Source organism: Klebsiella variicola (genome assembly GCF_000828055.2).
Classification (GTDB): domain Bacteria; phylum Pseudomonadota; class Gammaproteobacteria; order Enterobacterales; family Enterobacteriaceae; genus Klebsiella; species Klebsiella variicola.
This window is the reverse complement of record NZ_CP010523.2, coordinates 1,298,333-1,310,922: the sequence shown is the minus strand read 5'-3', so window position 1 is coordinate 1,310,922 and position 12,590 is coordinate 1,298,333. Positions and strand designations below refer to the sequence as shown.

At 58.4% G+C, this 12,590-nt stretch carries 12 protein-coding genes; 3 read left to right on the top strand and 9 right to left on the bottom strand.

The genetic code is table 11. The features are described from left to right. Nucleotides 1–7: 7 nt before the first annotated feature. The 3 genes from SP68_RS06300 to SP68_RS06290 all read right to left on the bottom strand — a co-directional run bounded on the left by SP68_RS06300 (nucleotide 8) and on the right by SP68_RS06290 (nucleotide 2,562). Nucleotides 8–853 carry a hypothetical protein gene (locus tag SP68_RS06300; RefSeq protein ID WP_038421649.1) on the bottom strand — a complete coding sequence of 282 codons (846 nt, stop codon included), beginning with the start codon at nucleotides 851–853 and terminating at the stop codon, nucleotides 8–10. 99 nt (nucleotides 854–952) lie between these two features. Then, a complete protein-coding gene (locus SP68_RS06295) occupies nucleotides 953–1,933 on the bottom strand; it encodes a nickel/cobalt transporter (protein ID WP_022064873.1) in 981 nt (326 codons plus the stop codon). Further along, nucleotides 1,924–2,562 carry a DUF1007 family protein gene (locus SP68_RS06290; protein ID WP_040968780.1) on the bottom strand — a complete coding sequence of 213 codons (639 nt, stop codon included), beginning with the start codon at nucleotides 2,560–2,562 and terminating at the stop codon, nucleotides 1,924–1,926. Before SP68_RS06290 ends, SP68_RS06295 begins: the two co-directional genes overlap by 10 nt. A gap of 124 nt (nucleotides 2,563–2,686) precedes the next feature. Between SP68_RS06290 and csiE the strand changes: the two genes are divergently transcribed. Then, nucleotides 2,687–3,964 (top strand): stationary phase inducible protein CsiE, encoded by a 1,278-nt coding sequence (csiE, locus tag SP68_RS06285; RefSeq protein ID WP_008803784.1) that lies wholly within the window; start codon nucleotides 2,687–2,689, stop codon nucleotides 3,962–3,964. Here the strand turns inward: csiE and SP68_RS06280 are convergent. Beyond that, the gene (locus SP68_RS06280; protein WP_040968781.1) at nucleotides 3,961–5,097 is read right to left on the bottom strand and encodes a 3-phenylpropionate MFS transporter; all 1,137 of its coding nucleotides are present in this window, start codon (nucleotides 5,095–5,097) and stop codon (nucleotides 3,961–3,963) included. The two genes, csiE and SP68_RS06280, sit on opposite strands and share 4 nt — an antisense overlap. A gap of 300 nt (nucleotides 5,098–5,397) precedes the next feature. Between SP68_RS06280 and SP68_RS06275 the strand changes: the two genes are divergently transcribed. Next, nucleotides 5,398–5,820 carry a DoxX family protein gene (locus tag SP68_RS06275; protein WP_012540860.1) on the top strand — a complete coding sequence of 141 codons (423 nt, stop codon included), beginning with the start codon at nucleotides 5,398–5,400 and terminating at the stop codon, nucleotides 5,818–5,820. 55 nt (nucleotides 5,821–5,875) lie between these two features. On the opposite strand, the gene glyA is transcribed toward SP68_RS06275, so the two are convergent. Then, nucleotides 5,876–7,129 (bottom strand): serine hydroxymethyltransferase, encoded by a 1,254-nt coding sequence (gene glyA, locus SP68_RS06270; protein WP_008803781.1) that lies wholly within the window; start codon nucleotides 7,127–7,129, stop codon nucleotides 5,876–5,878. Nucleotides 7,130–7,454: 325 nt separating this feature from the next. Between glyA and hmpA the strand changes: the two genes are divergently transcribed. After that, nucleotides 7,455–8,645 carry an NO-inducible flavohemoprotein gene (hmpA, locus tag SP68_RS06265; protein ID WP_022064871.1) on the top strand — a complete coding sequence of 397 codons (1,191 nt, stop codon included), beginning with the start codon at nucleotides 7,455–7,457 and terminating at the stop codon, nucleotides 8,643–8,645. Nucleotides 8,646–8,719: 74 nt separating this feature from the next. On the opposite strand, the gene glnB is transcribed toward hmpA, so the two are convergent. From glnB to SP68_RS06245, 4 genes are all read right to left on the bottom strand, one after another. Then, a complete protein-coding gene (gene glnB, locus SP68_RS06260) occupies nucleotides 8,720–9,058 on the bottom strand; it encodes a nitrogen regulatory protein P-II (protein WP_002914032.1) in 339 nt (112 codons plus the stop codon). 65 nt (nucleotides 9,059–9,123) lie between these two features. Beyond that, a complete protein-coding gene (glrR, locus tag SP68_RS06255) occupies nucleotides 9,124–10,461 on the bottom strand; it encodes a two-component system response regulator GlrR (protein ID WP_008803779.1) in 1,338 nt (445 codons plus the stop codon). After that, nucleotides 10,448–11,134: a two-component system QseEF-associated lipoprotein QseG gene (gene qseG / locus SP68_RS06250; RefSeq protein ID WP_022064870.1), complete on the bottom strand. Its 687-nt coding sequence runs from the start codon at nucleotides 11,132–11,134 to the stop codon at nucleotides 10,448–10,450. Before qseG ends, glrR begins: the two co-directional genes overlap by 14 nt. A gap of 29 nt (nucleotides 11,135–11,163) precedes the next feature. After that, a complete protein-coding gene (locus tag SP68_RS06245; RefSeq protein WP_022064869.1) occupies nucleotides 11,164–12,585 on the bottom strand; it encodes a sensor histidine kinase in 1,422 nt (473 codons plus the stop codon). Between the last annotated feature and the right edge of the window lie 5 nt (nucleotides 12,586–12,590).

Here is a 12,590-nt window from a genome sequence, read left to right as displayed (position 1 = left end):
TTTTATGTCATTTTATCATGTTGAGGATCTGGCGAATCACCGCATTGCCGCCGATGCACAGTACCGTCAGGCCGCTAAACAAGGCCAGCGGCCCGCGCCAGCGCAGGCAGCCCTGCGGTCCCAGCCAGCGCCGGAAACACAACGCTATTCCTACTGTCGCCAGGCGGGCTAACAGCACGCCGACCATCGCCGGAACCAGCAGCAGCCATCCCCACAGCGGCAACTCGAACTGCTGCGCACTGAGTAAAATCCATACCAGCTGAAACGGCAGATAAAAGCTCAGGGCAAAGATCAGCGGAATGCGAATATTGCTTGCCGGTGCGGAAACGCCTTGAAAGTCTCGCCAGCTATCGCGCAGCAGTATCCCAGCCAGCACCAGCGTGGCCAGATAGCAGACGTCGTTAAAGATGCCCACGAACTGCATCAGCCGATAGCTGGTCAGCTTCCCCATGAAAGCAAAACGCCAGAAAATGATCACCAGGAAACCGAACTGCAATACCCAGCTGCGCAGGATCCAATCGACCATCTCCCGTGGCGAAGGCTGATTATGCACAGCCCAGGCAACAATGGGCAGTTTACTGTGCCCGGGGTGGCAAAAAGCCATGACGAAACCCGACAGCGTTAAGGTGGCGTAGGCCACCAGCGGGATATCCCCGATACGCGACACCCCGAATCCCATGACATACGACATGGCGTGGTAGACGCGCACCAGATCTGACGGCCACCAGCTGGCCAGCGCCGGAAACCAGTAGACGATCGCCAGGCCCGCCAGCAGCCCGGCGGCACCGGCGGCACCGGCGCAGCCATAATAAAACCGCCCGCTCGGTGCGGAAGAAACGATATTTGCGGCCATAGCGACTCCTTGTCATCCGCCGAAAAGCGGAAAACTAGAGCATCGCTTCGCCAGCGGCAAGCACAGGCGCCCACTTTCGGATTTGCGCCCGGCGTCTGACTAAAACGGGCGGATCCCACCGCCGGCCGGGACTGCGGTGAACCACATCACTCCTGCCCCCGCCAGCAAAATCACGCCGCCGGCCAGCGCCAGCGTCAGCCAGCCCACCTGACGCCACAGCGGCGGCGCCTGATGCTGACCCAACTTCACCGCCAGCTGGCGAAAACTGTGCACCAGCAGCGCCAGCGCCGTGATGGTCAACGAGGTTCCCGCCGCCATCGCCAGCGCCGCCGCCATTCCCCAACTGAACACCCCGATCACCTTGCTGAACAGCAGCACCATGATCGCTCCCGAGCAGGGGCGCATGCCCATCGACAGGACGATCGCGGCGCGTGCCCGCCAGTCGTCGCCGCTCTGAAGCTGATCCGGCGCCGGGAGATGCTGATGCCCGCAGCCGCAATGCTCGTGATGAACATGATGTGGGGTAAAAGCGGTAAACGTTGGCCGGCTCAGCAGCAGACGCAGCTTTTTTAACGCCCGCCAGCACAGCAGCAAGCCTAATGCGCCCACCAGCAGATAGCTGCCCTTCTCCAGCCAGAAACTGCTGAGATGCAGCTGGCGCGCCGGCAGCTGCAGCAGCGCCAGCACCACGACCACCAGCGCGATGGCCACCAGCCCCTGTAATAAAGAGGCGGCCAGCGTCAGGTTAATGCTTGATTTCAGCTTCGAGGGATGGGTGGCGAGCCAGGTAGTAATGACAATTTTGCCATGGCCGGGCCCTAAGGCATGCACTACACCATAAACGAAACTGAACCCGAGCAGCGACAGGCCCGCCGTTGCCGGGTTCTCCGCCACCGCCTGCAGCAGGCGGCTGAGTTCCAGATTCAACGAGCGCTGCCAGACCGCGCTCTGCATCAGCACCTGCGGCCACACCCGCCATAGCCAAATGCCGCCGATGATGCTCACAGCCAGCAACAGCGCCAGCGGCCACAGCGCTTTCCAGCGCGAGGATCGCGCGCGGGGGGTGAAAATTACTGACATGTCAGGGTCACCTTCTGGGCAAAATAGCTGCCCAGCGCCATATCCTCCGGCGGCGCATCCGCTTTATCCAGCGACTGAGCGTACGAGAGCATTTTGTCGTTCGGTTTTGGCGTCATCACCGTTGCCTTACAGGCGGCCCGCAGCGCGGCGGGCAGGGAAAAATCGCTATCCTTGTCATAAAACATGTCGACGTAGTAGGTCGGGTCGAAGGTGGAAAAGGTAAACGTCTGCCCGACAACGGGTTGCGGCGTCGCCAGCGGCAGCGTAAAGGTCAGTACCGCCTGCAGTCCGTCACGCTCGAGGCCATAGCCGTCGGGACGATTTTCAAATTTCACCCGCTGGCCGTTGTGCCACAGCTCGCTGAAATAGTGCTGGCCGAGTACGTTGGCCATCACCTCAGCCGCCAGCTTTTTCCATACTTCGCTGCCCGGTTTGGCGTTACCGGCGTCATAGAGCAGATCCGATGAGGTAATTTCATCCATGGTCCAGCGCATTTTAAACCCGCTCAGCAGACCGTCTTTAACCACCGGCTCGCTCTGCAAACTAATGAAGCTATGCGGATGCGCGGCGGCTGAAAATGATAAAACCATGAAAAACGCCGCGCTGGTGCATTGTTTCACTCTGTTCATCTGTTCCTCACGTGAAAAATTCTGTGAACTTCACCAGCAATCCTGAGCTAAAGCGGGCGTTTCGCCCTGCCCCCGCCTCTGCCATTGTCTATTCTTAGCGAAAACCCTAACTGGAACTTACCAGATGATGACCGTCATTGAACCACCATCTGCGCTTTCCAGTCCACAGCGCCGTAGCCAGGTGCTCCTGATGTTTTATCTGCCCGGACAGTCGGTGACGACTGAACGGCTTGGCAGGATCAACCTCGTTGATGAGACCACGGCCCGGCAGGATATTGAGGAGACCGGACGCGAAATTCAGCGTTACCACCGTTTGACCCTCCGGTCAGAGGTGGACGGCAGCTATCGGATTGAAGGCGCCGCGCTCGACCAACGTTTATGTCTGCTGCATGCGCTGCGGCGGGGGCTACGCCTCTGCCCGCAGTTCGTCAATCATCATTTTACCCCGGCCCTGAAAACGCAGCTTAAACAGGAAGGCATTGCCCGTACCTTATACGATGATACCAATCTGCAGGCGCTGGTGAACCGCTGCGCGCGGGCGCTCAATCGCCAGTTTGACTGCCGCGACGTGCAGTTTCTGCGCTTATATCTGCAGTACTGTCTGCTTGAGCATCACCGGGGATACTCTCCGGACTTCAATGATGAACAGCAGCGTTGGGCCCAGACCGCCGCCGAGTTTACCCTGGCGCAGGAGATTGTCCGCCACTGGCAGCGCCGGGTCGGCGCTCCGCCGCATGTTGGAGAGCCCTTCTTCCTCTCGCTACTGTTTATGTTGCTCAAAACCCCCGACCCGGTCCGCGACGGTCACCCGCACGATCGCCGCCTGCGACTGGCTATCTCCGGCCTGATCCATCGTTTCCAGGTCCTCGCCGGCAGGGCTTTCAGTGATGAGCAGGGGCTCAGCGATCAACTCTATATTCATTTATCGCAGGCGTTGATCCGCAGCGTGTTTGCCATCGGCATCGACAGCACGCTCACGGAGGAAGTGAGCCGGCTCTATCCTCGCTTACTGCGTACCACCCAGGCGGCATTGAGCGAATTCGAGGAGGCCTGGCACATCCGTTTTAATGAGGAAGAGACCGGCTTAATCGCGGTGATCTTTGGCGCCTGGCTGATGCAGAAAAGCGACCTGCACGAAAAACAGGTGCTGTTGCTAACCGATGACAACCCGGCTATAGAAGAGGCTCTGGAACAGCAGCTGCGCGAACTCACGCTGCTGCCGCTGAATATCAAATACCAGAGCGTAGAGCGCTTTCAGAAGGAAGGCGCGCCCAAAGGGGTGACGCTTATCGTCACCCCTTATGCGACGGCGCTACCGCTGTTTTCGCCGCCGCTGATCCACGCGGAAAACTGCTTCACTGAACGCCAGCAGCAGCATATCTGCGCGATGCTTGAGGACTAGGCCGCCACCGCTTTTGGCCGGATAATCAGCGCCGGGATCGTCAGCAGGGCCATTACCCAGAACACGCCCTGGTGCAGGTGCTGATAGAGGAAACCGGCGAAGACGGTCATGATGGCAATACTCCCGCCCATCGCCACCGCGGAGTAGACGGCCTGCAGGCGGATCACTTCGCTGCCCTGACGGGCGGCGATATAGCGCATCGCCGCCAAGTGACACACCGTGAAGGTGCCACAGTGAAGGATCTGCGCAAGGAGGAGTCCCGGCAGCGCCGTGGTCCAGCCCATCAGTCCCCAGCGAATCAGCCCGCAGACGGCGGAGAGCAGCAGCAGGTCGCGTGCGCTGAAGCGGCGGAACACCTTTTTACTCAACGCGAAGATCACCACTTCCGCCACCACGCCTAACGACCACAGATAACCGACCGCCGAGGCAGAATAGCCGGCCTGCTGCCAGTAGATGGCGCTAAAGCCGTAGTAGGCGGCGTGCGCCCCCTGTAGCAAACAGACGCAGGCGAGAAAGCGCCAGCTCTGGCGTACCAGCGTCAGCCAGGCCGTCAGTCCTGCTCCCTGCTGCTGGCGCGACTCCCCGTGGGGCATCACCGACGGCTTAAGCAGCATACCCAGCAGCATCGAGGCGACACCCAGGCTTAACATCAGCAGGATCGCCCGGTAGTCAAACAGACTGACCAGCTTGCCGGTCAGCGCCGAACCGATGACAAAGGCAATGGAGCCCCATAGCCGTACCCGGCCATAGTCCATGGTGATCTGCTTTTGCCAGGTATTGGCCAGGGCATCCCTCAGCGGCACCAGCGGCGAAAAGAACAGGTTGAAGCCGATGATGACCGCCAGCAGCCATGCCACGTGACTGCCGACCCAGAAGGCCAGCGCGAAAAGCAACGTTAACAGGGCCAGCACGCGCAACGCGGCAATGAGCCGGGAGGGATCGCTGACACGCGGGGCAATCAGCAGGCTCCCAAGAAAACGGGCCACCAGGCCGGCGCCAAGCAACAGGCCGATGGTTTCCGGAGTCAGCCCGTTTCCGGCCAGCCAGACGCTCCAGAAGGGCAGAAAAATACCGTAGCTAAAAAAGTAGGTGAAATAACTGAGCGCCAGCCAGCGCGTGGAGTGCAAGACCATGATTTCCTCCCGAATGGTGGCGATAGTCTGGCGACAAACCCCATCTTGAGTAAACCGGTGTCTCACTCTCTATATGGAAGTTGAGTACATTTGTCTTTAAATCGTGACACACATCACAGAGCGAGCACCATCCCATCGCCGGTTGTATTAAATAAAATCCGATAACCGGGCATCAAAGTGCGAGCAACCCCGCAGCCAAATCCTGATGAAACGAAGCGCAACATTATTATTTTCTCTCCATGGCGGCGGGCAAATTTGTGTATTACGTTTAGATCACACTTCTCTCATAACGAGCTGATTATGAACACACTCCGCTATTTTGATTTTGGCGCTTCCCGCTCCTTGCTGCTGCTCATCGCCCGCATCGCCGTGGTGGTCCTGTTTATCCTTTTTGGTTATCCGAAACTGTTAGGCTTTGGCGGTACGGTGCAGTACATGGCCGCCTCCGGCGCGCCGATGCCGACGCTGGCGGCGATTATCGCTGTGATAATGGAGGTCCCTGCGGCGATCTTAATTGTGTTGGGCTTTTTCACCCGCCCGCTGGCGGTCATCTTTATTTTTTATACGCTGGGTACGGCGGTGATTGGCCATCATTACTGGGATATGACCGGCGATGCGGTATTGCCGAACATGATTAATTTCTGGAAAAACGTCAGTATTGCCGGCGCTTTTCTGCTGTTGGCGATTACCGGCCCCGGCGCGATTTCGCTCGACCGCCGCTAATCGGCAGACACAAAAAAGGCCGCAATCGCGGCCTTTTTTATTGCAACGTTAACGCTTACGCATAAACCGGGAAACGTGCGCAGATATCCAGCACTTTGCCTTTCACACGTTCAATGACCGCTTCGTCATTGATATTGTCCAGCACGTCACACATCCAGCCAGCCAGCTCTTTAACTTCCGCTTCTTTGAAGCCGCGGCGAGTCACAGCCGGAGAACCGATACGGATACCGGAAGTCACGAACGGGCTCTTCGGATCGTTCGGCACGCTGTTTTTGTTCACGGTGATGTTGGCGCGGCCCAGGGCGGCGTCAGCTTCTTTACCGGTCAGGTTTTTATCCACCAGATCCAGCAGGAACAGGTGGTTCTCAGTACCGCCAGAAACCACTTTGTAGCCGCGGTTCAGGAACACTTCCACCATTGCTTTGGCGTTTTTCGCAACCTGCTGCTGGTAAACTTTAAACTCTGGCTCCATCGCTTCTTTCAGCGCCACCGCTTTGGCCGCGATAACGTGCATCAGCGGGCCGCCCTGCGCGCTTGGGAACACGGCAGAGTTCAGTTTTTTGTACAGCTCTTCGCTACCGCCTTTCGCCAGAATCAGGCCGCCGCGCGGACCCGCCAGGGTTTTGTGGGTGGTGGTGGTCACAACGTGAGCATGCGGAACCGGGTTCGGATACACACCCGCGGCAATCAGGCCTGCCACGTGCGCCATATCGACAAACAGGTAAGCGCCGATGCTGTCAGCGATTTCACGCATTTTCGCCCAGTCAACGATACCGGAGTAAGCGGAGAAACCACCGATGATCATCTTCGGTTTGTGTTCCTGAGCCTGCTTCGCCATGTCGTCATAGTCAATTTTACCGGACTCATCAATACCGTAAGGGATGATGTTGTACAGTTTGCCGGAGAAGTTAACCGGAGAGCCGTGAGTCAGGTGGCCGCCCTGCGCCAGGTTCATACCGAGCACGGTATCGCCCGGCTGCAGCAGCGCGGTGTAGACCGCAAAGTTAGCCTGAGAGCCGGAGTGCGGCTGGACGTTAGCATAGTCAGCGCCGAACAGTTCTTTCGCGCGGTCGATAGCCAGTTGCTCAACCACGTCGACATATTCACAGCCGCCGTAGTAACGCTTGCCCGGATACCCTTCAGCATATTTGTTGGTCAGCTGAGAGCCCTGCGCCTGCATGACGCGCGGACTGGTGTAGTTTTCGGAGGCGATCAGTTCGATGTGCTCTTCCTGACGTACTTTTTCCTGCTCCATAGCCTGCCACAGTTCGGCATCATAATCGGCAATGTTCATTTCACGCTTTAACATCCGCATCTCCTGACTCAGCTAACAATAAAATTTCGGCCTAAAAAGGCGGTCCGATTGGACAACGGCCCACAGTATAACCTAATCATTCTGTGATAACAGGTCTTGACAAAGGATTTTACGCAAACGATTGGCTCCGCATGACACAAGGCTTTGAGCAATAACGTCTCTCTCATTATCAACGGATTTCTTTTCAGGTTTGTGATGCAAATTCTTCATGTTGTAACGGCATCGGGGTTAAGTGTTAAAGAACCATTTACATAGCAGGGTTATTTCTATAAGATGCATTTAAAATGCATTAATAAGATAACACACAAGGAAGCACGCTATGCTCGACGCTCAAACCATCGCCACGGTCAAAGCCACCATCCCCCTGCTGGTAGAGACCGGCCCAAAGCTCACCGCCCATTTCTACGATCGTATGTTCGCGCATAATCCGGAGCTCAAAGAGATTTTCAACATGAGCAACCAGCGCAACGGCGATCAGCGCGAAGCGTTATTCAATGCCATTGCCGCCTACGCCAGCAATATCGATAACCTGCCCGCCCTGCTGCCGGCGGTGGAAAAAATCGCCCAGAAACACACCAGCTTCCAGATCAAACCGGAGCAGTACAACATCGTTGGCAGCCATCTGCTGGCGACCCTCGATGAAATGTTCAGCCCGGGTCAGGAAGTGCTTGATGCCTGGGGAAAAGCTTACGGCGTGCTGGCGAACGTCTTTATCGGCCGTGAAGCCGAGATCTATCAGCAAAACGCCAGTAAAACCGGCGGCTGGGAAGGGACCCGCGCGTTCCGCATCGTGAAGAAAACCCCGCGCAGCCAGCTTATCACCAGCTTTGAGTTGGCTCCAGTCGACGGTCAGCCGGTCGCCGATTACCAGCCGGGGCAGTACCTGGCCATCTGGCTGAAACCGGAAGGCTTCGACTATCAGGAAATTCGTCAATACTCTTTAACCCGCAAAGCAGACGGCAAAGGCTACCGCATCGCGGTAAAACGTGAGGACGGCGGTCAGGTTTCCAGCTGGCTGCATAACCATGCCAGCGAAGGCGATGTGGTCTATTTAGCCGCCCCGGCGGGAGACTTCTTCCTTAACGTTGAACCACAGACGCCGGTCACCCTGCTCTCCGGGGGCGTCGGGCAAACGCCAATGCTGGCGATGCTGGATGCGCTGGCGAAGAGCGGTCATCAGGGTCAGGTGAACTGGTTCCATGCGGCGGAAAATGGCGACGTTCACGCCTTTGCCGATGAAGTGAGTGCGCTTGGCGCGGCGCTGCCGGCGTTTACCTCGCACGTGTGGTATCGCAACCCGAGCGAAGCCGACCGTCAGACTGGACGTTTTGATAGCGAAGGTTTGATGGATTTAGCGGCAGTGGCGGACAATATTCGCGCCCCGCAGATGCAGTTCTATCTCTGCGGCCCGGTAGCGTTTATGCAGTTTGCAGCGAAGCAGCTGGTAGAATTAGGGGTTAATAAAGACAACATTCATTACGAATGTTTCGGCCCGCATAAGGTCCTGTAAGCCCCGACGACGCGGGGATTTGGAGGCCGGGTAAGCGCAGCGTCACCCGGCAATACTGCAGCGAGCAGCGAGGATTAAATCGCCGCGTCGTCTTCTTCACCAGTACGGATACGAATGACCCGCGCGACGTCGAAGACAAAGATCTTGCCGTCGCCAATCTTGCCGGTCTGCGCCGTACGGATGATGGTATCCACACAGGTATCGACGATATCGTCGGTCACCACGATTTCAATTTTTACTTTTGGCAGAAAATCCACCATGTACTCCGCGCCGCGGTACAGCTCGGTATGACCTTTCTGGCGGCCAAAGCCCTTCACTTCCGTCACCGTCATCCCGGTGATGCCGACTTCGGCCAGCGCTTCACGCACGTCATCCAGTTTGAAAGGTTTAATAATCGCATCAATCTTTTTCATGGTGTTCCTGTCTTAGTCGCGTAACCGGTTGCTTACCGTATCATAACTTGCGCTATGCTGCGGAGCTACTCTTTAAAGTCGTTGGCGTCGAGCTCATGGCGCGACAGCAGTTTATAGAATTCGGTGCGGTTGCGCCCTGCCATCCGCGCGGCGTGGGTGACATTGCCTTTAGTAATTTGCAGCAGCTTGCGCAGGTAGTTCAGCTCAAACTGATTGCGCGCCTCCACGAAGGTCGGCAGCGCGGTATTCTCTCCTTCCAGCGCCTGCTCCACCAGCGCGTCGCCAATCACCGGCGACGAGGTCAGGGCCACACACTGCTCAATCACGTTCACCAGCTGGCGCACGTTACCCGGCCACTTGGCGGCCATCAGCCGCTTCATCGCATCGCTGGAAAACGCCCGGACAAACGGCTTATGGCGATCGGCGGACTGGCGCAGCAAATGATTAGCCAGCAGCGGGATATCCTCAGCCCGTTCGGAAAGCGGTGGGATCTTCAGATTCACCACGTTGAGTCGGTAAAACAGATCTTCACGAAACTCGCCGCGGGCCATCGCCTTCGGCAGGTCGCGGTGGGTCGCGGAGATGATCCGCACGTTGATCTCGATATCGCGGTTGCTGCCCAGCGGACGCACCTTACGCTCCTGCAGGACGCGCAGCAGCTTCACCTGCAGCGCAACCGGCATATCACCGATCTCGTCGAGAAACAGCGTACCGCCTTCAGCGGCCTGGAATAATCCTTCACGGTTACTGACCGCGCCGGTAAAGGCGCCCCGCGCATGGCCAAACAGTTCGGATTCGAGCAGCTGTTCCGGCAGCGCGCCGCAGTTGATCGCCACGAACGGTTTATCATGACGCGGGCTGGCGTTATGGATCGCCTGGGCGACGATCTCCTTCCCGGTCCCACTCTGGCCGTTAATCAGCACGCTGACATCCGATTGCGCCACCATCCCGGCCTGCTCGAGCAGGCGCAGCATCAGCGGGCTGCGGGTGACAATCGCCTGGCGCCACGCTTCGTCGGTGGCCGGCGAGCGCTGCTCCAGCGCCTCATCAATGGCTTTATACAAAGCATCTTTATCGACCGGCTTGGTCAGGAAGCTGAACACCCCCTGCTGGGTCGCGGCCACGGCGTCGGGAATCGAACCATGGGCGGTGAGAATAATCACCGGCATGCCGGGCAGCCCCTTCTGGATCTCGCTGAACAACTGCAGGCCATCCATTTCATCCATCCGCAGATCGCTAATCACCAGATCCACTTTCTCACGCCCCAGCACGCGCAGCGCTTCCGGCCCGCTCTCGGCGGTGACCACGCTATAGCCTTCGCTGACCAGGCGCATGCCCAGCAGCTTCAGCAGCCCCGGATCGTCATCTACCAGCAGCAAACGCGCCGGTTTACGGATCGTCATGGATCACCTCCGGCACCTTTTCGCTGCCGAAGTTGCCGCCCGGCTTACGGCTGGAGAGCTGGCGTTCGATATCCGTCAGGTTCTCCAGCTTACGGGTGGTCAGCTCCAGCTGTTCGCGCAGCGCCTGTTCCTGCTGACGCAGCATCTCCAGTTCGCTATCGCTGGACTGCTGAAGCTTCGCGTAACGGGCACGCTCTTCCACCAGCTGCAGCTGACGGGTCTGACCATCGCGCCAGAGCTGATACAGCGGGCGAACCTGAACGGCGATTTGCGGGCTGAAGGTATCGAGACGCGCCACCAGGTCGCGACGCTCGTCGGGAGTAATTTTGGCATCAGCAAGCAGGATGCCGCGACGGAACGCGTCCTGCCAGCTGTCGTCGGTATGGCGTTTCGCCTCCGCCCGCGCCTGCGCCGGAGCGAGGCGATCGGCACAGTCAATACCCCGCAGCCAGTAGAGGGGATTTTTGTCGCTGGCATCGCTGCTGTGCGCCCAGATGTCCGCGCAGTCGACCGCGACAAAATCGGCCACCTGATGCTGCGCCTGCCCGGAGGCGGCGGTACCTTCCGCAGTATGCGGTGAAAAGCCGGCGGAACACCCCGCCAGCGTCAGACAAGCAATGCCTGAAAGCAGCCATCCGCGAAGGGAACGGCGCCAGGCCAGGAATTGGGACATAGTTCCCCGATATCGATTCATAAGTTGGATTATTCCGGCGCTGAGGGAAGCGTAATGCGAAAACAGACCTGCCCGGCGGGCGCGTCAACTAAGCTGAGCTCCCCTTGCATCTGCCGGACGCAGTCGCGGGCGATACTCAACCCCAGCCCACTGCCCTTAACGGCCCCTTTACGCTGGTGACTCCCCTGGTAAAAAGGCTCGAAAATCATATTCTTTTCCGCGGCCGGGATCGGTTCGCCGCTGTTGGCGACATCAATACGCACCTGCTCTCCGTGCCGGTAGCTGTGGATACGGATGTTACCGGATTCAGCGCCATAGTGCACCGCATTGGAGTAGAGATTATCCATTACGCTTATCAATAACGCAGGCTCTGCCAGGCAACGCCGCGCCTGCAGCGTCAGTTCAGTATGCATCAGTTTAGCCCGCGCGGGCAGGCTGTGCGCCGCCACGACACTTTCCACCAGGTCCACCAGGTCCACCGCTTCGCGAGCCACCGGGCCGTCGGCCTGTTTTCGGTTGTAGTCCAGCAACTGTTCAATCAGCTTTTGCAGGTTACGACTACTGCTGTCGAGGATCTCGACGATCTCCTGCTGCTCAGGGGTCAGTGGCCCGGCGACCCGGTCGGCCAACAGCTCGGTACCTTCACGCATACTGGCCAGCGGGGTTTTCAGCTCATGCGACAGATGACGAAGAAATTGATGCCGCTGCGACTCCAGCCACGCCAGGCGCTCGCTGAGCCAGATGATGCGCTTGCCCACCGAGCGCAGCTCGCGCGGGCCGGTAAACAATGCGGCGTCGTCCAGCGACTTCCCTGCTCCCAGCTGATTGATCATTCTTTCTATGCCTTTCACCGGACCGATAATCATGCGGGTGAAGAGCAGCACCAGCGCCAGGCTCAGCAGAAACAGCACCAGCGCCTGCCAGCCGAAAAACTGGCCGCGTTCGGCAATCTCCTGCTGCAGCTGCTGGCCGCGGGAATAGACGACTGCCCGGGTCGCCTGCACCATATCGCTGTTATTGCTGGCGAAAACTTCCAGTCTGGCGGCCGCCTGGGCATCGGGGCCGCTATTTTTACATTGCAACTGCGCCAGATCGCTGACGTCCTGACGCAGCGCCTGCCAGAGTTTCTCGTCCGGTAGCACGCCGGCATGGGCATCCAGCATCTGGCTGTAGCGCTGTCGCTGATTCTGATACACCCGCGCCAGCGTCGGATCGTCCAGCACGCAGTACTGGCGATAGCTGCGCTCCATTTCCAGCGCGGCATTGATCATCGCCTCGCTGCGTCGGGCATCGACCAGCGTAGTGCGGTTAATATGCGCCGCCTGGGCGCTAAGGGCATTCAGGCTCTGCCAGGCCTGCCACGCCAGCACCAACAGCGGCAGCAGGATCAGCACAAAGGAGAGCGTCACCAGTTGACGCAGCGAACGGGGAAAAAGAGAGAGTCGCTTCAAGGATG